Annotated in this window: 21 protein-coding genes and 1 tRNA gene; 8 read left to right on the top strand and 14 right to left on the bottom strand. The window is 30.5% G+C overall.

Annotated features, from left to right (window positions below; genetic code table 11):
• The first annotated feature begins 5 nt into the window (after positions 1 to 5).
• The 3 genes from ygfZ to nadC are packed head-to-tail and all read left to right on the top strand — an operon-like array spanning position 6 to position 2,773.
• On the top strand, positions 6 to 893 hold the full coding sequence (gene ygfZ / locus AC5SLN_RS01175; RefSeq protein WP_018413901.1) for a CAF17-like 4Fe-4S cluster assembly/insertion protein YgfZ: 888 nt from the start codon (positions 6 to 8) through the stop codon (positions 891 to 893).
• A gap of 51 nt (positions 894 to 944) precedes the next feature.
• Entirely contained in the window at positions 945 to 1,934 is a 990-nt protein-coding gene (gene nadA / locus AC5SLN_RS01170; RefSeq protein WP_494593725.1) for a quinolinate synthase NadA, read from the top strand.
• Positions 1,935 to 1,939: 5 nt separating this feature from the next.
• Positions 1,940 to 2,773, top strand: a complete 834-nt coding sequence (nadC, locus tag AC5SLN_RS01165) for a carboxylating nicotinate-nucleotide diphosphorylase (RefSeq protein WP_018413900.1) — start codon at positions 1,940 to 1,942, stop codon at positions 2,771 to 2,773.
• On the opposite strand, the gene ppdK is transcribed toward nadC, so the two are convergent.
• Genes ppdK through AC5SLN_RS01145 form a run of 4 tightly spaced genes read right to left on the bottom strand, consistent with a single transcriptional unit; the run spans position 2,770 to position 9,179 of the window.
• A complete protein-coding gene (gene ppdK / locus AC5SLN_RS01160) occupies positions 2,770 to 5,433 on the bottom strand; it encodes a pyruvate, phosphate dikinase (protein WP_494593723.1) in 2,664 nt (887 codons plus the stop codon). The genes nadC and ppdK overlap by 4 nt on opposite strands.
• Positions 5,430 to 7,499 carry a glycine--tRNA ligase subunit beta gene (gene glyS / locus AC5SLN_RS01155; RefSeq protein ID WP_018413898.1) on the bottom strand — a complete coding sequence of 690 codons (2,070 nt, stop codon included), beginning with the start codon at positions 7,497 to 7,499 and terminating at the stop codon, positions 5,430 to 5,432. The genes ppdK and glyS overlap by 4 nt, the downstream gene beginning before the upstream one ends.
• On the bottom strand, positions 7,499 to 8,383 hold the full coding sequence (locus tag AC5SLN_RS01150; protein WP_494593721.1) for a glycine--tRNA ligase subunit alpha: 885 nt from the start codon (positions 8,381 to 8,383) through the stop codon (positions 7,499 to 7,501). The genes glyS and AC5SLN_RS01150 overlap by 1 nt, the downstream gene beginning before the upstream one ends.
• Positions 8,373 to 9,179, bottom strand: a complete 807-nt coding sequence (locus AC5SLN_RS01145) for a S49 family peptidase (RefSeq protein WP_494593719.1) — start codon at positions 9,177 to 9,179, stop codon at positions 8,373 to 8,375. The genes AC5SLN_RS01150 and AC5SLN_RS01145 overlap by 11 nt, the downstream gene beginning before the upstream one ends.
• Before the next feature lie 112 nt (positions 9,180 to 9,291).
• On the opposite strand from AC5SLN_RS01145, the gene AC5SLN_RS01140 reads away from it, so the two are divergent.
• Positions 9,292 to 10,305 (top strand): polyprenyl synthetase family protein, encoded by a 1,014-nt coding sequence (locus AC5SLN_RS01140; RefSeq protein WP_494593717.1) that lies wholly within the window; start codon positions 9,292 to 9,294, stop codon positions 10,303 to 10,305.
• Here the strand turns inward: AC5SLN_RS01140 and pdxH are convergent.
• Entirely contained in the window at positions 10,302 to 10,928 is a 627-nt protein-coding gene (gene pdxH / locus AC5SLN_RS01135; protein WP_494593715.1) for a pyridoxamine 5'-phosphate oxidase, read from the bottom strand. The two genes, AC5SLN_RS01140 and pdxH, sit on opposite strands and share 4 nt — an antisense overlap.
• Before the next feature lie 33 nt (positions 10,929 to 10,961).
• Between pdxH and aroC the strand changes: the two genes are divergently transcribed.
• Positions 10,962 to 12,044, top strand: coding sequence for a chorismate synthase (aroC, locus tag AC5SLN_RS01130; RefSeq protein ID WP_006997292.1), 1,083 nt, complete (start codon positions 10,962 to 10,964; stop codon positions 12,042 to 12,044).
• 11 nt (positions 12,045 to 12,055) lie between these two features.
• Here the strand turns inward: aroC and dxs are convergent, their stop codons facing one another.
• From dxs to AC5SLN_RS01115, 3 genes are read right to left on the bottom strand one after another with little or no spacing between them, the layout of a single operon-like run.
• Complete coding sequence (dxs, locus tag AC5SLN_RS01125; protein WP_018413892.1) at positions 12,056 to 13,969, bottom strand: 1-deoxy-D-xylulose-5-phosphate synthase; 1,914 nt, start codon at positions 13,967 to 13,969, stop codon at positions 12,056 to 12,058.
• A complete protein-coding gene (locus AC5SLN_RS01120) occupies positions 13,969 to 14,841 on the bottom strand; it encodes a polyprenyl synthetase family protein (RefSeq protein WP_494593714.1) in 873 nt (290 codons plus the stop codon). The genes dxs and AC5SLN_RS01120 overlap by 1 nt, the downstream gene beginning before the upstream one ends.
• Complete coding sequence (locus AC5SLN_RS01115) at positions 14,831 to 15,076, bottom strand: exonuclease VII small subunit (RefSeq protein WP_494593713.1); 246 nt, start codon at positions 15,074 to 15,076, stop codon at positions 14,831 to 14,833. Before AC5SLN_RS01115 ends, AC5SLN_RS01120 begins: the two co-directional genes overlap by 11 nt.
• A gap of 20 nt (positions 15,077 to 15,096) precedes the next feature.
• Between AC5SLN_RS01115 and AC5SLN_RS01110 the strand changes: the two genes are divergently transcribed.
• On the top strand, positions 15,097 to 16,029 hold the full coding sequence (locus AC5SLN_RS01110) for an L-threonylcarbamoyladenylate synthase (protein WP_494593711.1): 933 nt from the start codon (positions 15,097 to 15,099) through the stop codon (positions 16,027 to 16,029).
• A gap of 16 nt (positions 16,030 to 16,045) precedes the next feature.
• Here AC5SLN_RS01110 and AC5SLN_RS01105 read toward each other — a convergent pair.
• Positions 16,046 to 16,122 (bottom strand) — tRNA-Arg (locus AC5SLN_RS01105).
• A 23-nt stretch (positions 16,123 to 16,145) separates the two neighbouring features.
• On the opposite strand from AC5SLN_RS01105, the gene AC5SLN_RS01100 reads away from it, so the two are divergent.
• Positions 16,146 to 17,126: an RluA family pseudouridine synthase gene (locus tag AC5SLN_RS01100; RefSeq protein ID WP_494593709.1), complete on the top strand. Its 981-nt coding sequence runs from the start codon at positions 16,146 to 16,148 to the stop codon at positions 17,124 to 17,126.
• A gap of 54 nt (positions 17,127 to 17,180) precedes the next feature.
• Complete coding sequence (rpoH, locus tag AC5SLN_RS01095; RefSeq protein WP_494593707.1) at positions 17,181 to 18,062, top strand: RNA polymerase sigma factor RpoH; 882 nt, start codon at positions 17,181 to 17,183, stop codon at positions 18,060 to 18,062.
• Here the strand turns inward: rpoH and AC5SLN_RS01090 are convergent.
• From AC5SLN_RS01090 to ftsH, 5 genes are all read right to left on the bottom strand, one after another.
• Positions 18,059 to 19,351 carry an adenylosuccinate synthase gene (locus tag AC5SLN_RS01090; protein WP_018413887.1) on the bottom strand — a complete coding sequence of 431 codons (1,293 nt, stop codon included), beginning with the start codon at positions 19,349 to 19,351 and terminating at the stop codon, positions 18,059 to 18,061. The genes rpoH and AC5SLN_RS01090 overlap by 4 nt on opposite strands.
• On the bottom strand, positions 19,351 to 20,163 hold the full coding sequence (thiD, locus tag AC5SLN_RS01085; RefSeq protein WP_006997300.1) for a bifunctional hydroxymethylpyrimidine kinase/phosphomethylpyrimidine kinase: 813 nt from the start codon (positions 20,161 to 20,163) through the stop codon (positions 19,351 to 19,353). The genes AC5SLN_RS01090 and thiD overlap by 1 nt, the downstream gene beginning before the upstream one ends.
• Before the next feature lies 1 nt (position 20,164).
• Entirely contained in the window at positions 20,165 to 21,496 is a 1,332-nt protein-coding gene (gene glmM / locus AC5SLN_RS01080) for a phosphoglucosamine mutase (RefSeq protein ID WP_494593705.1), read from the bottom strand.
• Positions 21,496 to 22,272 carry a dihydropteroate synthase gene (gene folP, locus AC5SLN_RS01075; RefSeq protein ID WP_494593703.1) on the bottom strand — a complete coding sequence of 259 codons (777 nt, stop codon included), beginning with the start codon at positions 22,270 to 22,272 and terminating at the stop codon, positions 21,496 to 21,498. The genes glmM and folP overlap by 1 nt, the downstream gene beginning before the upstream one ends.
• A gap of 281 nt (positions 22,273 to 22,553) precedes the next feature.
• The gene (gene ftsH / locus AC5SLN_RS01070) at positions 22,554 to 24,440 is read right to left on the bottom strand and encodes an ATP-dependent zinc metalloprotease FtsH (protein WP_027306714.1); all 1,887 of its coding nucleotides are present in this window, start codon (positions 24,438 to 24,440) and stop codon (positions 22,554 to 22,556) included.
• Between the last annotated feature and the right edge of the window lie 30 nt (positions 24,441 to 24,470).

The raw sequence follows: 24,470 nt of genomic DNA, 5'->3' as shown, positions 1-24,470 counted from the left end.
CAATTATGAATAATCAAAATGTATACATTTTAGAAGATAGAGGAATTCTGTATATAAACGGTGCAGATGCTAAAGAATTTTTACAGAATATGATTAGTAATGACATTAATAAAGTAAGTGAAGACAGTAGTTGTTTTGCATCACTATTAACTCCTCAAGGAAAATTTCTTTTTGCTTTTATTATCATAAAACACAAGTCTGGCTACTTCATTGACTGTGAAAAATCTCAAACAGAAGCACTTTTCAAACAACTTAGTGTCTATAAACTTAGATCAAAAGTTGAAATTATGAATCTTAGTAACGAATTTGTTGTAGCTGCGTTTAATAAAGAAAAATTTTTAGAATTTGAAGGATCAAAAGATATTGCTGGGAATACAATTAAATATAGAGAAGATTCCATCTTGTTAGACCCAAGAAATAAAGATTTAGGTGCAAGGCTTATCATCAATTTAGAAAAGCTTTATCTGTCTTTAAAAAAATTAGAGCTAAAAGATTCTCCAATTACTGAATATTATAAATTGAGTCATCAATTAGGAATTCCTCAAAAAAACATGAATGAATTACAGAATAAGCTATTTGGAATTGAATGTAACTTTGAAGAATTGAATGGAATAGACTTTAAAAAAGGCTGTTATGTTGGGCAAGAGAATACTGCAAGAATTAAATTAAAAAATAAACTTTCAAAAAGATTATTACCTATTTATTTAATTGAAGGAGAAATAAATCAAGATGATTTAATCTATAATGGTGATTTTGAGATAGGAAAAGTTTTAATAAGTAATGAATATCCTTTTGCTTTAATTAAATATTTGGATGATAATTTTAATCAAGAAAATGAGTTTAAAAGCAAAAACGCCAAGTTAAAAATCAAAATTCCTAGTTGGATTAATTAGTGCGTCAGAATAAATGCATGACAAGATTGTATCAAATTGATAGGTTTTAATATGGAGTTTACTGAAGAAGTAAAAAAAGCAACCGATCCAATTTATCAAAAAATCTCTAAGGTTTTACCTGAGATTGAATGGTCAGTTCATGCTCCCTATATTCATAGAATTAATCAATTAAAAAAAGGGAAAAATGCGGTTATTCTTGCGCATAATTATCAAACACCAGAAATTTATCACGGTGTAGCAGATTTTGCAGCTGACTCTTTGGCTCTAGCAGTAGAAGCTTCAAAAACTTCAGCAGATATTATTGTAATGGCTGGTGTACACTTTATGGCAGAGACAGCAAAATTAATGAGTCCACAAAAAAAAGTTTTGTTACCCGATATGCTTGCAGGATGCTCCTTGTCATCCTCTATTACAGGTAAGGATGTAAGATTATTAAAAGAAAAATATCCAGGTGTACCTGTTGTTTCCTATGTAAATACTTCGGCAGATGTTAAAGCTGAGACTGACATTTGCTGCACATCAGCTAATGCTGTTAAGATTGTTAATTCTCTTGGTGTTAAAAAAGTTATATTTCTACCTGATGATTATTTAGCTAAATATGTAGCTTCTCAGACAGATGTTGAAATTATTGCTTGGAAAGGAATTTGCATTGTTCATGACCAATTTAATGAAAAAGAAATTCACGATATAAGAAAAAATAATCCAGGAATAAAAATTATTGCACATCCTGAATGTCCACCCGATGTAATTAAAGCAAGTGACTTTGCTGGTTCAACTTCAGGAATGATCAAATATGTAGAGGACAATCAACCTAAAAAGGTAATGATGGTTACAGAATGTTCTATGAGTGATAATATTCAGGTAGAAAATCCTAATGTTGAATTTATTAAACCATGCAATCTATGTCCTCATATGAAAAGAATTACTCTACCAAAAATTTTAGCCTGTTTAGAAAATGAAACTGGTGAGATAATTATGGATAATGAAACTATCAATAAGGCAAGAATACCTGTTGAAAGAATGACTGCTATTGGCAGATAATAAATGTGCCTAAAATTAAATTAAGCAACTATTATATCAGGAATAAAGTTAAGCTTGCATTAAATGAGGATCTTTATCCAAATGGAGATATTACTTCAAGTTTAGTTAAAAATAGTAAAGTTATAAAAATCAAATTAATTTCAAACCAACAAGCTGTAATTGCTGGCTTAGAGTTTGTTAAACAAACATTCAAATTAATTGATAATAAAATTAAATTTATTATTAAAAAAAAAGAAGGTTCAATAGTCAAAAAGAACGACGTAGTGGCAACAATTGAAGGTAGGGCTGAAAATATTTTAATTGGTGAGAGAGTTGCCTTAAATTTTTTAAGTCATATCTCTGGAATTGCTACTAAGACTAATCAATTTGTTAAATTAGCTAATAAAAAAACTAAAATTTGCTGTACTAGGAAAACAATTCCAACCTTAAGAGTAATACAAAAATATGCCGTTACGTTAGGTGGTGGTACAAACCATAGGTTTAATTTAAGTGATGAATTTCTTATTAAAGACAATCATATTGCAAGCTCTGATATTAAAACTTTAGTATCTCTTGCAATCAAAAATAAAAAAGGAAGAAAAATTACAGTAGAAGTTGATAATTTAAATCAGCTCAAAAAAATAATGGGTTTAAAATTTAATACTGTTTTGTTTGATAATATGAACAATAAAACACTCAAGGCAGGTGTTAGAATGGTTAAAAAACATTATGAAACAGAAGCTTCTGGGAACGTTAATTTGAAATCTATTAAAAAAATTGTAGCAACGGGTGTCGATAGAGTTTCAATTGGAAGTATCACTCATAGTGTACCAGCTATAGATTTTAAATTTGAAATCTAATTTTTTTTAGAAAGTTCAGCTTGTGCAGCAGCTAATCTTGCTACTGGAACTCTATATGGTGAGCAAGAAACATAATCCAAACCTGCATTAGCACAAAAGTGAATACTTTTAGGGTCTCCACCATGTTCTCCACAAATTCCAAGTTTAATTTTTTTATTAGTTTTTCTTCCTTTTTCAACTGCAATTTCTATTAAATCACCCACTCCGTCATCTATAGAGATAAATGGATCTATAGAAAAAATCTTATTCTCGAGGTAATCATTTAAAAATTTACCACTATCGTCTCTACTTAAACCGAATGTTGTTTGAGTTAAGTCATTAGTTCCAAAACTAAAGAACTCAGCGTGTTTAGCTATATCATCAGCTTTAATTGCTGCTCTTGGTAATTCAATCATTGTACCAACTAAATAATCTATTTTAATTTTTTTATCCTTTTGAACTTCTTTTGCAACTCTGACTACTAAATCTTTCATTATTCTAATCTCAGCTTCAGTTGATACTAAAGGGATCATAATTTCTGGAAATGCCGACTTAATTTTTTTTATCTTAAGTTCAGATAAAGCCTCAAAGATTGCTCTACATTGCATTTCATAAATTTCTGGAAAAGAAATTCCTAATCGACACCCTCTATGACCAAGCATCGGGTTTTGTTCATGCAACTCGTTAATTCGAGACTCAATTTCTTTTAATGGTAACCCCACAACTTTTGCTACATCATTAATTTCTTTTTCTGTTTTTGGAAGAAACTCGTGTAATGGTGGATCTAACAGTCTCACTGTGACAGGAAGACCATTCATAATTTTGAATATTTGTACAAAATCTTTTTTTTGATGTGGTAAAAGTTTTGCTAGCGCCCTGTTTCTATCTTCTACTGTTTTTGATAAAATCATTTCTCTAACAGATAAAATTCTCTCTTCATCAAAAAACATATGTTCGGTTCTACAAAGTCCTATGCCTTCTGCTCCAAAGTCTCTTGCAGTTTTTGTATCTAATGGTGTTTCTGAATTCGTTCTCACTTTTAGTTTTCTAAAATTATCTGCCCAGCTCATTAATTTAGAAAAGTCTCCTGAAATTTCTGGTTTAACCGTTGGCACTTCTCCTAGGATAATTCTTCCTGTTGAACCATCAATTGTAATAATGTCTCCCTCTTTAATTTCAATAGAAGAAGTTTTAAAGGTTTTCGCTTCATAGTTAATATCAATCTCACTAGAGCCAGAAACACATGGTCTTCCCATTCCTCTTGCAACCACTGCAGCATGACTAGTCATCCCACCCCTTGCTGTTAAAATTCCTTTTGCAGCATGCATTCCATGAATATCTTCAGGTGACGTTTCTACACGTACTAAAATAGTATCTTGCATAACATTATTTAATCTTTCTGCTTCCTCTGATGTAAAAACAACCTTACCACTTGCAGCGCCTGGAGATGCTGGCAAACCGTTTGCTATAACGTTTAGTGTGCTTTTTTCATCTAATGTAGGGTGTAACAATGTATCTAAAGAAGCTGGATCTATTCTCATTACTGCTTCTTTTTTAGAAATCAACTTTTCTTTAACCATATCAACTGCAATTCTAACAGCTGACTTTGAAGTTCTTTTTCCTGATCTTGTTTGTAGCATCCACAATTTATTATTTTCAACTGTAAATTCTACGTCTTGCATATCTTTGTAGTGTTTTTCTAAAATTTTTAAAATCTTATCTAATTGTTTAAATACTTTTGGCATAGCTTCTTCCATCGAAGCTTCTTTTGCTTTTGCATCTTTTCTTGCTTTTTTGGTTATATACTGAGGGGTTCTTGTACCTGCCACCACATCTTCTCCTTGAGCATTAATTAAGTATTCACCATACACTTCATTAACCCCATCTGATGGATTTCTTGTAAAGACAACACCAGTTGCACAATCATTACCCATATTGCCAAATACCATTGATTGAACGTTAACTGCAGTTCCCCATTCAGCAGGAATTTGGTTTAGTTTTCTATAAACTTTTGCCCTGTTACTTTCCCAAGATAGAAATACCGAACTAATAGCTCCTAATAATTGATCATATACGTTCTGGGGAAATTCTTTTTTGGTTTGATTTTTAATAACTTTTTTAAAATCATTAATTAATCCCTCCCAATCATCTGCATCAAGATCTGTATCTAAAAGAACACCTTTAGTTAATTTGTAATTTTCAATTAATTCTTCAAAGTGATAGCCCTCAACACCCATAACAACATTGCCATACATCTGAATAAATCTTCGGTAACTATCTTTTGCAAATCTGCTATTAGAAGTTTTTTTTGATAGTGCAATAACGGTCTTATCGTTTAATCCTAAATTCAAAATTGTGTCCATCATGCCAGGCATTGAAACTCTTGCACCAGATCTAACAGATAATAATAAAGGATTTTTTAAATCACCAAATTTTTTCCCTACTTCTTTTTCGATAATCTTTAATTCCTTTTTTATAGTATTAACAATTTTTGAATTTAATTTTTTCTTATCTTTGTAAAATAATTCACAAACTTTTGTTGAAATTGTAAATCCAGGAGGAACTGGCAGTCCCATTCTGCCCATTTCAGAAAGGTTTGCCCCTTTTCCACCTAAAAAATTTTTAGGATTTTTAATTTTTTTTGAATCTTTTGATTTAAAATTTAAAATTAGCTTATTCACTGTTTGATTTCTATATTTGAAAAATTTATGTAATTATCAAATGTTCTACATAACATTTGTAAAAGTTCCAATCTGTTTTTTTTAATATTTTTATCATCATCATTGACCTTAACATTGTCAAAAAACTCTGAAGTTGCTTTTTTAGCGCCAGCAAGAATTTCAAGTGTTTCTCTGTAGTTTTCATCTTTGCCAATATTTGTAAAATATTTTCTTATTTCATTAATTTTTTTAAATAGGTTTTTTTCATAGTCATTTTTAAAAATACCAGGGTCAGTTGTATTTGATAGTTCAAGATCTGTATTTTTTAACTCACTTTCAAGTATACTGTAAGCTCTCTTATAGCTTGTGATAATGTCCTCTCCTATGACTTTGCTAATTAGCCCATTAAGTGTTGAAGCTTTTTTATATATTTTGTTCATATGATCTAATCCATGTGCTTTTATACTGGCTTCTATTATCTCTGATCTAATCTTTTTCTCTTTCATGTAGTATTTTAATCTGTCCATTAAAAAATCGGATAATTCTTTTTGAGATGAGTCGTTTGAAAAAATAAACCCTTGGTCTTTATGCAGTGAAGTGGAATAACTAATAAGATCTTTAATCTTAAACTCTTTATTATTATCAATTAATAGTTTTATTACACCAAGTGCAGACCTTCTAAGCGCGTAAGGATCTTTTGAGCTAGTTGGTTTTTGGTTAATTCCAAAAAAACCTACTAAGGTATCAATTTTGTCAGTTAAAGCTAAAGCAATACTAAACGGTTTCTTTGGAGTTTTGCTATCAAGACCTACTGGTTGATAATGTTCACTTATTGCTAGCGCTATCTCTTTATCAAAACCTTGCACTTCAGCGAAATGTCCGCCCATAATTCCTTGAAGCTCAGGAAATTCACCAACAATATCAGAAACTAAATCAACTTTGCAAATCGATGCTGATAGTTCAACTTGATCTTTACTAATTAATAATTCATCAGAAATCATTCCTCCAAGTTTTCTCATTCTTTGAATCTTATCAAAATAAGATCCAAGACCTTTAAAATAATTCATATTTTTTAATTTTGAAACTTGTTTAACTAAATTTTGAGATTTATTTTTTTCCCAAAAAAATTGAGCATCACTTAATCTTGCTTCTACAACCCTTTCATTACCCATCTTAATATAACCTTTTTCATCTTTGTTATTTGCCACAACTAAAAATTCATTAGTAATTTTTCCTTTTTTATCAAATGTTGGAAAATATTTTTGATGGTGTTGCATTGTGATAATCAAAATTTCTTTTGGAATATTCAAAAATTTCTGATCAAATTTACATACCAAAATATTTGGTTGCTCAACAATATCTGTAACTTCATCTAAAAGTTTATTATTAGGCTCGACAATAAAATTATTTTTTCTAGATATTTTTTCAATTTCTTTAATAATAAATTCTTTTCTCAATACGTGATCTATAATTATGCCAGATTGACTAAAGAAATCTTTGTAACTTTTAAAATTTTTAAATATTTTTTTTTTATCTTCAAACTCTTTGTCAATAAATGTTGTGTTAGAGGCTATTAAATGATGAAATTTAAAATTTAAACTTTTATCATCAAAAACTGCTAGGATGGATTTTAATGGTCTCGCCCAACTAAGGTTATAGTTTCCCCAAGTCATAGATTTTTTCCATTGTAATTTATCAAGGATTATAGGTGTGTATTCTTGAAGTAAATCTATGGTATTAATTTTAGTTGATGCTTTCTTGAAAAAATAAAATTCTCCTTTTTCCAATGTTTTTTTAAGAAGATCTTTTTTTTCTATTTGATTTGACCTTAAAAACCCCTCAATAGCTTTTTCTGGAGCTTTAACATTTGGTCCTTTTATTTCTTCAGCTTTTTGTATTATTTCTTTAGATAGGCCTTCAAATAAAATTATAAGACGATTTGGTGTTGAGAATGAAGAACTTTTTTTGAACAGAATTTTTTTTTCCTCGAATAAATTTTGAAAATTTTCTAATAAAACATTACGTGAGTTACTCTGTAAACCAGCTGGTATTTCCTCACTAAACAACTCTATAAAAAAATCTGACATTAATCTGTTTGACTGCTTAACCAACTTTCGGCGACTGCTTTTGTAATGTCTCTAATACGCCCTATATAACCCGCTCTTTGAGCAACACTTATAACTCCTCTTGCATCTAAAATATTAAATGCATGGCTTGCTTTTAGACATTGATCATATGCAGGTAGTGAAATTTTTTTATCTACCAATGCTTTTGCTTCAAGCTCGAACATATCAAACATTTTGAATAGATTTTCTGTATTGGCATGTTCAAAATTATATGCTGAAAACTCTTTTTCAGCTTGAAGAAACACATCCCCATATTTTACACCTTCATCATTCCATAGTAGATCATAAACATTTTTCATTTGTTGAGTAAACATGCAAATTCTTTCCAGACCATATGTTATTTCAACTGAAACAGGTTTACATTCAAATCCAGCCATTTGTTGAAAGTATGTAAATTGAGTAATTTCCATTCCATCACACCAAACTTCCCATCCTAAACCTGCCGCACCTAAAGTTGGACTTTCCCAATCATCTTCAACAAATCTAATATCATGTTCTTTATGATTAATACCGATTACAGCCAAACTATTTAAATAAAGTTTTTTGATATTATCTGGTGAAGGTTTTATTAAAACTTGGAATTGATAATAATGTTGTAATCTATTTGGGTTTTCTCCATATCTTCCATCAGTGGGTCTTCTTGATGGCTGAACATAAGCTGCTTTCCATGACTTAGGTCCTAATGATCTTAAGGTTGTAGCAGGATGAAAGGTTCCTGCACCAACTTCTATGTCATATGGCTGTAGAAGAATACATCCCTGTTTGCTCCAATATTTTTGAAGGTTCAAAATAGTATCTTGAAACGATTGAAATTTAGGTTTTATAATTTTTTTCTTAGAAGCCATATCTTTGCCAGATAGATCTTTCCTCTAAAATATTTGCTAGTTGATCTATTTGATTGCTAGAGGAAGATAATTTCTTACTTAACCAACCCTTAGATTTTTCAAATTTTTTGATAATCACATCTTCACCAAATTTTTCTTTTAAAATTTCATTAGCATTACCTAATCCATCAATAAGACCAAGTTCTTTTGATTTACTACCCGCCCAAAACTCTCCTGAGAACAATTCAATCCCATCCTTTTTAAGTTTAGATCCTCTACTTTCTTCTACAACTTTAATAAAATCTTTATGCAGATCTAGTTGAATATTCTTAAGTCTCTCAATATCTTCTGATTTCTCTTCTTGAAAGGGATCTAATGAGCTTTTATTTTTTCCAGCTGTATGAACTCTTCTTTCTACACCAATTTTTTTAATTAGTTCTGTAAATCCAAATGATGAATAAATAACCCCTATTGATCCAATAATTGAACTTGAATTTGCATAAATCTCATCTCCTGCACAAGCTATTAAGTATCCACCAGAAGCTGCAACATCTTCCGCGAACACTATTACTTTTATTTTGTTTTTCTTAGCTTGAGCTCTAATAAATTTGTAGATTAAATGTGATTGGACTGGTGATCCACCAGGTGAATTTATACTAATTGCCACTGCTTTTGCTTTTTTTAGTGAAAAAGCCTTTTCTATAATCTCTTCTTGTCCTGCAAAATCTATACCCTGTTTAAACTTTCCAGCATTGCCAATTACACCATTTAGCTTGATATGAGCTATTATTTTTTTCTTTTTAAAAAAAGAGAACATTGTTAATCCTTATAGAATTTTTGATTTAATATAAAGCCTACTTATAGTTGAAGATTAAGGTGCGTCAATTGATAAGTAATAAATATAACTTAATTATACTAACTTATTTTTTATGGGAACTGTAGTTCAACTTAAAAACCAAATAAATAATTCATATTATCAGCTAAAAGATTCTGTTGATGAAAAATTAGTTTTAGTTGAAGAAAAGATTAAATCAAAACTCTTGAGTGAAGTAGACCTCGTTCAAAAAATGACTGAATATCATATCGACACTGGTGGAAAAAGATTAAGAGCCCTACTAACACTTGGGTCAGCTAAGTTATGTGGCTACACTAAAGGAGGTCGAGATATTAATTTAGCAGCATGTGTAGAAATGATACATGGGGCCACTTTAATGCATGATGATGTCATTGATCTTGGAAATATTAGAAGAGGTAAAAAAACATTAAATTCAATTTGGGGAAATCACTCTTCTGTATTAATTGGTGACTATCTTTTAAGTAGATGTTTTGAAATGATGGTCGATGATGGGAATATAGAAGTTTTAAAACTTTTATCCTCAACTTCGTCAAAGATCGCTCAAGGAGAGGTATTACAACTACAGCACAAAGGTGAAGTAGACATGTTAGAAGAAACATATTTTAAGATTATTACAGCAAAAACAGCTGAACTTTTCTCTGCAGCAACTAAAGTTGGTGCAATTTTATCTAATAAAGAAACAAAAGAAAAAGAGGCACTAGAGTTTTATGGAAAAAACTTAGGCTTAACATTTCAAATTGCTGATGACACATTAGATTACAATTCTGATCTAAAATTTTTTGGTAAAAAAATTGGTAAAGATTTTCTTGAGGGTAAAATTACTTTACCTGTTATTTTATTATTTCAGAATGTATCATCAATAGAAAAAGATAAGTTAAAAAATATTTTTAAACAAGAAACAAGATCAAATGAAGATTTAAATTTTACCTTAGAGATTATTAAGAAATACAACATAATCAATGAATGCTACAAAAAAGCTGAACATTTTGTTAACCTTGCATCAAATTCTTTAACTGTATTTAAGGATAGTGATGAAAAAAAGATTTTAGAAAGTCTTACATCATTTAGTCTACAAAGAACCTTTTAGGGACTTAATAAAGATTTAACCCAGTTTCCCTCGGTATCTTTAGTATATTTAAGTCTTTCGTGAATTCTGCTCTCTCCATCTAACCAAAATTCTATACTTGTGGGTATTAAATTCCAACCTGACCAATGCTCTGGTCTTGGTACATCATTTTTATTACTATATTTTTTTTTATATTCTTCTATTGAGTTTAAAAGCTCATCTCTATTATTTATTACAGTGCTTTGTTTTGAGGCCCATGCACCAATTCTACTCTCATAACCTCTACTGCTATAATATTCATCTGCCACTTTATTAGAAACTTTTTGCACCACTCCATTAATTCTTACTTGTCTTAGAAGGCTTTTCCAATGAAAACACATGGATGCTTTTGGATTTTTTTTTAATTCATTTCCCTTTTGACTATTTAGATTGGTATAAAAAACAAATCCATCTTTGTTAAAATCTTTTAATAAGACCATTCTAATTGATGGAAAATTATTTTGATCTGATGTGGCTAAAGCTAGTGCATTTGGATCATTTAACTCTGTTTTTTTTGCTTCATTCATCCAAACTTCAAATAAATCTATTGGATCAATTTTATCTAAAAAGCATTTATTAAGGCCTAATGAGTTTTTTTGATTCATAATTTTAACAAAATAATCTATATACTATAGATAATGTCATTTAATACTTTTGGAAAGCAATTTCGTTTCACAACATGGGGAGAATCTCATGGCCCAGCATTAGGCTGTGTCGTTGATGGTTGTCCACCAAATATAAACTTAAAAGAGCAAGATATTCAAGTTGAGCTAGATAAAAGAAAACCAGGACAATCAAAATTTACAACACAGAGAAAAGAAGATGATAAAGTGCAAATTTTATCTGGTGTATTTGAGGGCAAAACGACTGGAACACCTATTTCTTTAATTATTTACAATCAAGATATGAGGTCAAAAGATTATGGAGATATCAAAGATAAATTCAGACCTGGACACGCTGATTTTACATACTTTAAAAAATATGGAATAAGAGATTACCGTGGCGGTGGAAGATCCTCTGCAAGAGAAACAGCTGCAAGAGTTGCTGCGGGTGCAATTGCTAAAAAAGTTTTAGAGAATAAATTAGGTAAAAAATTTAAAGTTGTAGGGGCTGTTACTCAATTAGGAATATTGGGATGTGATACTAGAAAATGGAACGATCTAACAATTAACAAAAATCCTTTTTTTTGTCCTGATAAGAATATGCTGAAACTCTGGGAAAAATATTTGTTAGATATAAGAAAGTCTGGATCATCTTGTGGAGCAGTTATTGAAGTAAGAGCCAGAGGAATTCCTGTTGGTTTAGGGGCTCCAATTTATTCTAAACTAGATATGGATATTGCCTCTGCAATGATGAGTATTAATGCTGTGAAAGGTGTTAACATTGGTTCAGGAATGAATTCTGCGCAATTAAGTGGAGAACAAAACTCAGATGAAATTTCACAAAAAGGTAAAAAATTAAAATTTGATTCTAATAATGCAGGTGGAATTCTTGGTGGTATTTCAACAGGACAAGAAATTGTTGTTTCATTTGCTGTTAAGCCAACATCATCGATTTTAACAACTAGAAAAACTATAAATAAGTTTGGAAAAAATACTACTATTTCAGTTAAAGGTAGGCATGATCCTTGTGTTGGTATTCGTGCAGTTCCTGTAGGGGAAGCAATGATGAATTGTGTTTTGTTAGACCATTACTTAATGAACAAAGCTCAGTGTAGCTAATTTTTTTAAATTTAATTTTTAACTACTTTTATCGACTCTTTTGTAAATAAGATGTCTAGTATTTTTTTTGATATTTGAGATGCGTTAAGACCAGCAACATCATACATTTTTTTTGGACTATCTTGTTCGATGAAAATATCAGGCAATATCATGGTTCTAAATTTTAAACCTTTATCAAATATACCTTTTTCTGATAATAAATTTTCCACGTGAGAGCCAAAACCTCCAATAGATCCTTCTTCTACAGTAATCATAGCCTCATGTTCTCGCGCACACTTTAAAATAAGTTCTTGGTCCAAGGGTTTAGCAAAACGAGCGTCAACTATCGTTGACTCAATTCCTTTATTTTTTAATTCTGCTGCTGCAATTTTACATTCTTCCAATCTAGTTCCTATACTTAAAATACAAACTTGTTTCCCTTCTTGAATAACTCTTCCTTTTCCAATCTCTATGTTCTCATCTATTGATGGTAATTCCACTCCTATGCCATTTCCTCTTGGGTATCTAATAGCACAAGGTTTGTTATTGATTGTCATCGATGTATTTATCATTTTAACTAATTCTGCTTCATCACTTGGTGCCATTACTATAAAATTAGGAAGAGTAGAAAGATAAGTAATATCGAATGAGCCAGCATGAGTTGATCCATCAGCACCTACTAAACCTGCTCTATCTATAATAAATCTCACAGGTAAACTTTGAATAGCCACATCATGAACCACTTGATCATAAGCTCTTTGTAGAAAAGTCGAATAGATTGCAACATATGGCTTATAGCCTTCAGTGGCTAACCCTGCTGCAAAAGTAACAGCATGCTGCTCAGCAATTCCAACATCAAACATTCTTTTTGGAAAATCTTTGGCAAAAATATCCATACCTGTTCCACCTGGCATAGCAGCAGTAACTCCTACAACCTTGCTGTCTCTTTCTGCATGCTTCACTAAAGTGTTTGCAAAAACCTTTGTATAAGCTGGAAGATTTGTTCCACTTTTTACCTGTTCACCAGTTACAACATTAAATTTTGAAACACCATGATAATGATCACTAGCTTTTTCAGCATAAGAATATCCTTTACCTTTTTGTGTTTTTATATGAATCATAATTGGACCTTGATGCTTTGAATCTCTTGCATTTTTTAAAATTGGTATGAGTGTAGACAAATCATGTCCATCTATTGGACCAACATAATAAAAGCCTAAAGAATTAAAAAGAGTACCACCAGTTACAGCTGATCTTAAAAAATCCTCAGCTTTTCCAGCTTTAGCACTAAATCTTTTAGAAAAAGCAGAAACTATTAATTTAAAAGTTTCCCTTAAACTGAAATAAATTTTTCCTGTTAAGAGTTTAGCTAAATAAGTTCTCATAGCACCTACTGGTTTTGCAATCGACATATCGTTATCATTTAAAATAACAATCATTTTAGTTTTTGAAGCACCTGCGTTATTCATAGCCTCATATGCCATACCCGCACTAATTGCACCATCTCCTATGACTGCAATTATATTATTTAATTTATTTGATAACTTATTTGCTTCCGCCATGCCTAGAGCCGATGATATTGATGTTGAGCTATGTGCTGCACCAAATGGATCATACTCACTTTCAGATCTTTTTGTAAAACCAGACAATCCATTACCTTGTCTCAGTGTTTTAATCTTTGATTTTCTTCCAGTCAAAATTTTATGTGGGTAAGTTTGATGACCCACGTCCCAAATTAGTCTGTCATTTGGAGTATCAAATACGTAATGTAAAGCTACGGTTAGCTCAACAACCCCAAGACCTGCACCTAAATGTCCTCCTGTTTCAGATACTGCATCAATCATCTCTTTTCTAACTTCGTTAGAAACTTCTTGAAGATCGTTCTCTGATAATTTTCTTAAGTCAGAAGGAAAATTAATATCTTTGAGAAATTTATAGTTTTGCATTATTTATTTCTTTTTAAAATGTAGTCTAGGGTTTCATTTAAATTGTTAGTGCTTGAACCATATTTATTTAAATCTTTAATTATTTTAGACTTAATTTTATCAGCATATTTAATAGCATTTTGATATCCTAGTAAACTGATTAAAGTGGCTTTACCTTTTTTCTTGTCTTTACCGGTTAACTTACCAGCAATAACTGTAGAACCTTTAAAGTCTATTAAATCGTCAGCAATTTGAAATAAAAGTCCAATATTTGACCCTATATTTTCAAAAAACTTTATTTGTGTATTACTTTTTCTCTTAATAATAACTGGGACAGCGCAACAAAAGCTAAAGAGCTTGCCTGTTTTTTTTATTTCCATGTCTATAATTTTACTTTTAGAAACTTTTTTTTTTTCAAAACTAAGATCTAAATATTGACCACCAGCTATTCCTAGATGTCCAGAAGTCTCTGAGAGCTTTTTTACTAGATCTACTTTTATTTTTTCATTTATCTTTAAGCTCGAACTAACCAAGATTTCAAAAGCCATTGTTAAAAGTGAGTTTCCTGCTAGTACCGCTGTTGATTCTCCAAATTTAATATGTGTAGAAATTTTTCCTCTTCTTATTTTATCATCATCCATGCAAGGTAAATCATCATGTATTAATGAATAAGCATGAATACATTCAACTGCAGCGCCAATAGAAATTAATGTTTTATAATTAATTTTAAATATAGCTCCTATATCAATTAAAATTTTTGATCTAATTTTTTTTCCACCTGGAAATAACCCATATTCCATAGCAGCTATTAATTCTGTTCTTTTTTGTCTTTTAATAAATCGCTTTAAAAAAAAGTTTGTATCTTTTGCTATTCTAGCAAGTTTATTTTGCATTTTTTTTTGAACTTATATTATTAATTTTTTTTTTTGTTTCTTCATTGATCATTTTTGAAGTTTTATAGAATTTTTTTTCAATAATACTATTTAATTTTAATAATTGCTGGTATGAATCAATTGAATTCTGCAAGTCTTTTTCCGACTCTAAAGACTCAATAATATTGTTTGCCTCTTTTGTTAACTCCTCAAGAGATAGTGTGATATTATCAAGTGGTAAATTTTTATCTTTCATATAATAATAATTATTAATACATGAAATCTAATCAATCAAATATCAAAAAAGCAAAAAAATACCTTGATAAAAATTACTGTATTGGCGTACCAACTGAAACCGTTTATGGTCTAGCAGCTAACGCATACAAGAATTCAGCGGTAAAAAAGATTTATAATTTAAAAAAGAGACCAAAAAACAACCCTCTAATCGTACATTATCACGATATCGATTCTCTTAAAAAAGATTGTTTAATAAATGATAATTTTATTAAACTTTATAAAAAATTTTCGCCTGGCCCAATAACATACGTATTACAATTAAAAAAAAACTCTAAGATTTCAAAATATGTAACTAATAATAAGAAAAGTTTAGCAGTAAGATTTCCAAAACACACAATATTTAAAAATTTACTAAAACAGCTAGATTATCCATTAGCTGCACCTAGTGCTAATATTACAACTAAAGTAAGTGCTGTTAATGCAAAAGATGTTAAAGAGGAATTCGGCAATAAAATTAAATATATTTTAGACGGAGGTACTTGCGTTATTGGAATAGAGTCTACAATAGTTAATCTTACAGCTAGGCCAACTATACTAAGATTAGGAGGTCTAGATATTTCAAAAATTCAAAAAGCTTTAGGTTTTAAGATGAATATATCTACCAATCCTAAGAAAAAAATAGCTCCCGGCCAATCACGGTTACATTACTCTCCTGGTATTCCTTTAAGAATAAATGTCACAAAACCCAAAAATAACGAAGCTTTCATTTTAATTAAGAAAAAGAAAACTAAACTCAAAAACTATTTTTATTTAACCTCGAAAAGTAATTTAGATGAAGCAGCAAAAAATCTTTATTCGTGTCTAAGAAAAATAAAAAATGAGGGTTATAAATCGATTGCTGTGGAAAAGATTCCTAATATAGGACTTGGTAAAGCTATAAATGATAGATTGCGGAGGGCATCAAAGTATTAGACATTTTGTTTGGTTATGGTGCGCCTGCTAGGAGTCGAACCCAGAACCTCCTGATCCGAAGTCAGGCGCTCTATCCAATTGAGCTACAAGCGCATATAGTATTAATATTACATTTTATGGAAAAAAACATTAATTTAATAGTTGGTGAAGACGAAAATAATCTCAGGCTTGATGTATTCATTAATAAAAGAGAAAACTTAATTAGCAGATCCAGAATTAAGAATTTAATTCTTAAAGAAAAATTAAAAATAAATGATCAAATTATTAATAGTCCCTCAAAAAAAGTACTGAGTGGAGATGAGATAAATCTTCAAATTCCAGAACCTAAAGAAGCATCATTAAAGCCATATAATTTTAAGTTACAAATTGTTTATGAAGATGATGATTTGCTAATAATCAACAAACCAGCAGGTATAATTATGCATCCAGGTGCAGGAAATTATGATGAAACAATTGTTAACGCCTTAATGCATTATAACAAGGACTCGTTATCAACAATAGGTGATGAACTAAGACCTGGCATAGTTCATAGGATTGACAAGGATACTTCTGGATTAATAGTTATTGCTAAAAATAATGAAACACACAAAAACTTATCACATCAATTTAGTGAGCACACAATTACGAGAGTTTATCAGCTTTTAATTTGGGGGAAACTTAGACCGTCCTCTGGAAAAATTGATACGTTTATAACTAGAAGCTCAAAAAATAGACAGATGATGGAAGTTAGCAATTCTAAAGGCAAAAGAGCAATCACTAATTACAAAACAATTGAGATTTTTGAAAATGATAAAACTCCTACATTAAGCTTAGTGGAATGCAGATTGGAAACTGGAAGAACGCATCAAATAAGAGTTCACATGACACATATGGGTAATAGTATTATGGGTGATGGAAAATATAAAAAAAAATATAAAAAACTTAAAAATATCGATACTAATTTAGAAAATTTAATTTATAAATTAGATAGACAATTTTTGCATGCTCAAACATTGGGGTTTATTCACCCAAGAACTAATGAGGAAATGGTTTTTACCTCAATTTTGCCACAAGAACTTGAAAATATTTTAGTATTGCTTAGAAATACTGGCAAATAAAACCTTGAAATAATACTATAGTCAATTAAATAAATACAACTTATGAATACTACAATGAATAGTAATCTTCCCGCACTTTCTAATGAAGGTGGTTTATCAGCTTATCTGGAACAAATTAAAAAATTTCCTATGCTGGCAGCAGAAGAGGAATATATGCTTGCAAAAAATTGGAAGGCAACAGGAAATGTTAAAGCTGCAGAAAAACTTGTTACTAGCCATCTAAGACTCGTTGCAAAAATTGCGATGGGTTACAGGGGATACGGTCTTCCAGTAAATGAAATGATTTCAGAAGGAAATGTTGGGCTAATGCAAGCTGTTAAAAAATTTGAACCTGAGAAAGGATTTAGATTAGCAACTTATGCAATGTGGTGGATTAGAGCTTCTATACAAGAATATATTCTAAGATCTTGGAGCTTAGTAAAAATAGGAACAACAACTGCACAAAAAAAATTATTTTTCAATTTAAAGAAAATTAAAAATCAAATCGCTCCTCAATCTGAAGGCGATTTAAGACCTGAACATGTAACTGAAATTGCAAACAAGTTAGATGTCAAAAAAGATGAAGTAATTTCAATGAACAGAAGACTATCTGGCAAAGAATTTTCTTTAAATGCACAAGTTGGAGAAGATGGTGATGAGTGGCAAGACTGGTTGGTAGATAAAGAGCTTGATCATGATCTTAAATTTGCACATCATGAAGAAATGGGTCAAAGACAAAGCTTACTTAAAGATTCTATAAAAATTCTTAATGAAAGAGAAAAAGAGATTTTATACTCTAGAAGATTAAATGATGAACCTACAACACTTGAAGATTTAAGTAAAAAATACAAAATTAGTAGAGAAAGAGTTAGACAAATTGAAAATAAAGCATTTGAGAAGCTTCAAAAACACATGTTATTATCTGCTAAATCTAAAAATCTACTTCCAGTAAACTAAACCTCAAAGGGGTTTTCTAAAAGAATAGTATCTTCTCGTTCAGGGCTTGTAGAAATACTTGAAACTTTTGTTCCAATAAAATCTTCTAATGCATAAATATAATTTTTTGCATTTTCTGGTAAATTTTCAATATTCTTTATTCCTTGTGTGGAGCTTTTCCATCCAGGAAAAGTTTTATAAATTGGTTTAATTTTTAACTGATCCTCAACTGCAGCAGGTAAGTAATCCATTTTTTTGCCATCAAGCTCATACTCAACACACATCTTAATTTCATCTAATTCATCTAAAACATCTAATTTAGTTAATGCTATTCCGTCTATGCCTGAAATTTTAATTGTTTGTCTAACCAAAACACCATCAAACCAACCACATCTTCTTTTTCTACTAGTGACAGTCCCAAATTCTTTTCCTCTTGAACCAAGCAATTCTCCAATATCATTTGTTAACTCAGTTGGGAAAGGTCCTTCACCAACTCTGGTAGTGTAAGCTTTTGTTATTCCAAGAACATAATGAATAGAATTAGGACCACAACCAGTTCCTGTTGCAGCCGCAGATGCAACAGTATTGGATGATGTTACAAAAGGGTACGTTCCATGATCCACATCTAGTAGTATTCCTTGTGCACCTTCAAATAATATTCTTTTTTTTTGTTTCTTAAATTCATCAATTCTAAGCCAAACAGGTTGAGAAAACTTTAATATTTCTGGAGCAATTTTTAAGAGTTCTTCTTTAAGCTTATCTTTTTCAAAAATTTTTTTACCTAACCCTTTTCTAATTGCATTATGATGAAGAAGTACTGTTTCCAATCTATGGTCTAGATTAGTCTCAGATCTTAGATCCATAACACGGATTGATCTTCTTCCGACTTTATCTTCATAGGCTGGCCCAATTCCTCTTCTTGTTGTTCCAATTTTTCCTTTTCCAGCAGCATCTTCTCTTATTTCATCCATTTCTCTATGAAATGGTAAAATAAGATTTGCAGATTCTGAAATTATAAAATTATCCACATTAACCTCAACACCCTTAGATTTAATTTCCTCTATTTCCTCTAATAGTGCCCAAGGGTCAACAACAACTCCATTTCCTATAATAGAAATTTTATTTTTTCTTACAATTCCAGAAGGTAGTAATCTTAATTTATAAGTTGTTCCATCAATTACTAATGTGTGTCCAGCGTTATGTCCTCCTTGAAAACGAATAACAACATCTGCTTGGTCTGATAGCCAGTCGACTATTTTACCTTTTCCTTCATCACCCCATTGAGATCCAACAACTACAACATTTTTCATTATCTAAATTTTTTTTCTATTGTTACTGAACTTAAATGGTTGATAGGCCCATGACCTTTACCGAATTTAAGGTTTGAATTTATTGAATTGTGTACATACTTAGTTGCAAGCTCACAAGATCTCTTTAAGGTTTTTCCACATGAAAAGAATGTAGAAATAGCAGAAGAAAGAGTGCAACCAGTGCCATGTGTATTCCTGGTTGTAATTCTTTTATTTTTTATAATGAAAATTTCATTTTTGTTTACAAAAATATCTTGGACGATTTTAGATTCTAAATGACCACCTTTTATAAAAACATTTTTTGCTCCTAATTTTATTAATATGCTGGCAGCAAAAATCATATCTTCTTTTGTTCTTATTTTAGTTTTAGTTAATATTTCCGCTTCTGGAATATTTGGAGTAATTAGGCTAACTTTTTTAATTAGTTCATTTTTTAATAACTGAATTGCCTTATCATCAATAAGTTTTGCACCACCTTTAGCTACCATAACAGGATCTAAAATTATTTTTTTAACTTTAATAAGATTTAATGAGTGAATTACTGATTTTATTACTTTTGTAGAATGCAACATTCCAATTTTTATGGCATCAGGTTTAATGTCTTTTGAGGTAAATTCTATTTGATTTGAAATTTCTTTAGGATCAATTGGTACTATTGATTTTACACCTGTTGTATTTTGGATTGTGACAGCTGTTATTGCTGTCATTGCATACGAACCTAAAGCTGTGATAGTTTTAATATCAGCTTGGATGCCAGCACCACCAGATGAATCTGATCCGGCAATAACTAATATTTTAGATTTTGGTTTCAATTTATTTAATTTTTCTTAAAACGATTTTCAAACATTTTTGAAGCAGTTTAATATTATCACTCTCTCCCATTACTCTGATTTTAGACTCCGTTCCTGAGCTTCTGACTAATATTCTACCTTGACCTTTAATTAATTTTTCAGCTGATTTTATAGAATTTTTAATATCAATATTTTTAATTATATTTTTGTCCTTAACATCAATATTTTCTAATATTTGTGGAGTTTTCTTAAAGGTATTAAAAAAACTACTAGCTTTTTTTCCTTTTCTTAATGAAAATAAAACCTCTAAAGCAACTAATAGGCCATCTCCAGTAGTTGCAAATTTGCCTAGAATAATATGCCCAGATTGCTCACCACCTAAATTAAAATTATTTTTTTGCATTTTCTCTTTTACAAAGCGATCTCCTACATTTGATCTTAAGAATTTTATATTATGTAGTTTAAAAAACTTTTCTAATCCATAGTTAGACATTAACGTGCCAACTACACCTCCTTTTAACATTTTTTTTCTTTTCCATCTCATTGCTATTGCAGCAATTATTTGATCTCCATCAATTACAATACCTTTTTCATCACACATAATAATTCTGTCGGCATCTCCATCAAGTGAAATTCCTATATGTGCTTTATATTTCTTTACTGCAAATCTGATTTTATTTGGAAAAGTAGATCCACAATTTTTATTAATATTAAGACCATTAGGATTTATTCCAATTGAAAATACTTTGGCACCTAAAGATTTTAATAATTCAGGTCCAGCCTTATATCCAGCCCCATTTGCACAATCAATTACTATTCTTAAACCTCTTAGATTAAAATATTTTGGTAAATTACTTTTTAAAATTTTTATATAATCTTTATTTGCAGTTTCTAACCTTTTTACACGACCCAAATTTTTTGGTTTTGATAAAGATTTTTCAATCTTTTGATCAATTAAAGTTTCAATTTTCTTTTCAATTTTATTTGACAGTTTTAACCCATCAGGTCCAAATAATTTTAACCCATTGTCATGATATGGGTTATGAGATGCTGTAATCATAATTCCCATATTGGCTTTAATACTCTTTGTTAGCATTGCTAAGCCATTGGTTGGAAGTGGGCCTAATGTATAAACATGCATACCAGCCGATGTAAGTCCTGATACTAACGCAGGTTCCAAACTATAACCTGAGAGTCTCGTATCTTTAGCAATTATTGCTATTTGTTTCTTTTTTTTTTCAGTTTTAAAGTAAGTTCCTGTTGCAAGACCAAATTTAAAAAACATGTCTCCATTAATATTTTTACTATTAACAGCACCTCTTATTCCATCTGTTCCAAAATATTTTTTTGCCATTAGTTTTTAATTAATTCTTTAAACACCTTTATACTTTGTCTTAATTCATTCACATCATGAATTCTTAGAATTTGAACTCCTTGCATTATTGCATACATGGAAGAAGCTACTGTTCCACCTAATCTTTCCTTGCTATCATTTTTTCCAGATAAATCCTTAATAAATTTTTTCCTAGAAAGTCCAAGTAATATAGGAAAACCAAGAGTATGAAAAATAGAAACGCTTCTAATTAAATTCATATTATGTTTCAAATTTTTTCCAAAACCAATTCCTGGATCAATTACAATATTATTATGTTTTATACCCATGGATCTTAAAAATTTAATCTTTTGTTCAAAAAAATCATAAATATCTAATAATTCATTTTTGTACTTAGGGTTTTTTTGCATTTTTTCTGGTGTACCTTGTGAATGTTGAATGACAAATGGAGTTTTGCTTTTTATCAATACCTCAACTGTTTTTGGATCATAACTTAGACCTGACACATCATTTATAAGTTTAACTCCTAACTGAATCCCTTTAACCATAATTTCTGATTTTCTTGTATCTAATGATAGTGGAATTTTTTTATTAACATCTTTTAATATTTCTTTTATTCTATTCCATTCTTCCTTTTTACTTACAGGTTTAGATCCAGGTCTTGTTGATTCTCCACCAACATCAATAATATCTGCTCCCGATTTAAATAAATTCTTTGCATGAGATATTCCTTTTTTCTTTTTATTAAACTTGCCTCCATCAGAAAAACTATCTGGTGTTGAATTTAATATACCCATTATATTAGGTGTTTTATTAAAATTTAAACTTGAAAAATTTTTATTTTTTTTAACAATAGTCTTGAGATCTTTATTAATTTTTTCTTTCAGTAGTTTGGGTAATTTTTTTATATCTTTAAGATTAATTTTTTTGATAGAAGTTCGTGTAAGAATTTCAATTTGTCCAAAGGAAATTTTCTTATTGCCATTTAGTGGAAGATTTTTTTTTTTCTAACTAATTCAACTGAAAATTTACCATAAGCAAAATTACACGCTCTTGTGTAATATTTTTTCATTTAGCCTTAATGAACTATTTTCGGCTTAAGACCCATTGAACTTAAAGCTGAACCTTTATCTTCATCTTCAACTTTTAAATCCTCTTTATTGCTTGGATATATATTTTTATTTATCAGGTTTTCTATTTCTTCACCTGTAAGTGTTTCATATGTTAAGAGAGCTTTAGCTAATTTATGCAGATCATCAATTTTTTCAGTTAAAACTGTTCTTGCTCTTTCATAACCTTTGTCTACAATTTTTCTAATTTCTGAGTCTACTTTCTTTGAGGTTTCTTCAGACATATTTTGAGTTCTCGCAACAGACCTTCCTAAAAATACCTCTTCTTCATTCGAACCATAGGCAACAGGTCCCAACTCTTTACTAAGGCCTGCTTGCATTACCATAGCTCTTGCTCTTTGAGTCGCTTGTTCAATATCACTAGATGCACCAGTTGTAACTTTATCTTCTCCAAATATGATTTCTTCTGCTACTCTTCCACCCATAGCTATAGCTAATTGAGCATGAAGCTGTTCTCTTGTTTGAGATAGCTGATCTCTCTCAGGTAGTTGCATAACCATTCCTAAAGCTCGACCTCTCGGAATGATTGTTGCCTTATGAATTGGATGAGCCGCATCCTCATTAATAGTTACTATTGCATGTCCAGCTTCGTGGTAAGCTGTTAATGTTTTTTCTTCTTCTGTCATGACCATGGATCTTCTTTCTGATCCCATCATCACTTTATCTCTTGCTTCTTCAAACTCAGTTAGAGTAACTAGTCTTTTATTTTTTCTTGCAGCAAGTAATGCCGCTTCATTAACTATATTTGCTAAATCTGCACCTGAAAAACCTGGGGTTCCTCTAGCTACTGTTCTTAAATTTACATCAGGTGCCATTTTAATTTTTTTAACATGAACTTTTAATACTTTTTCTCTTCCTATTATATCTGGAAGTCCAACAACTACCTGTCTATCAAATCTACCTGGTCGTAATAATGCTGGGTCTAATACATCAGGTCTATTTGTAGCGGCAATAATTATTACACCTTCATTCGTGTCAAAGCCGTCCATTTCAACTAATAACTGGTTTAAAGTTTGCTCTCTTTCATCATTACCTCCTCCAAGACCAGCACCCCTGCTTCTTCCAACAGCATCTATCTCATCTATAAAAATAATACAGGGTGAATTTTTTTTACCTTGTTCAAACATGTCTCTAACTCTTGAGGCTCCAACACCCACAAACATTTCAACAAAGTCTGATCCTGATATTGTAAAGAACGGAACTCCTGCTTCCCCAGCTATAGCTCTAGCAAGTAAAGTTTTACCTGTTCCAGGTTGGCCAACTAATAAACATCCTCTTGGTATTTTTCCACCAAGTCTACTAAACTTTTTAGGATCTTTTAAAAATTGAACAACTTCTTCTACTTCTTCTTTAGCCTCTTCTACTCCAGCGACATCATCAAAAGTAACTTTACCTTTCAATTCATTCATCATCTTTGCCTTAGATTTTCCAAAACCCATGGCTCCACCTTTGCCACCCTGCATCTGTCTCATAAAGAAAATCCAAACAGCGATTAGTAACAACATCGGAAACCACGACAATAAAACACCAAACAAAGAGGGCATCTTATCTTCTAAAGGAGCAGCTGATATACTCACACCTTTTTCAGATAGCTTCTCAATTAAATTTGGATAATTCGGTGAATAAGTAGAAAAAGTATTTCCATTAGCTAATACTCCTCTAATATTGTTTCCTTGAATATCAACTTTTATAACTCCACCATTATCAACTTCTGATAAAAATTCTGAAAATATAATAGAATTACCTTTGCCCACATTAGCTTGAGGATTCTTAAACATATTATATAGGCCTATTGTTAGAAAAACAATTACTGCCCACATTGCTAAATTCTTCATATTCATACTTATAAGATAATAATTATTATT

It is taken from the genome of Candidatus Pelagibacter sp. PS_31 (assembly GCF_059417865.1).
This window is presented reverse-complemented; position numbering and strand designations above follow the sequence as displayed.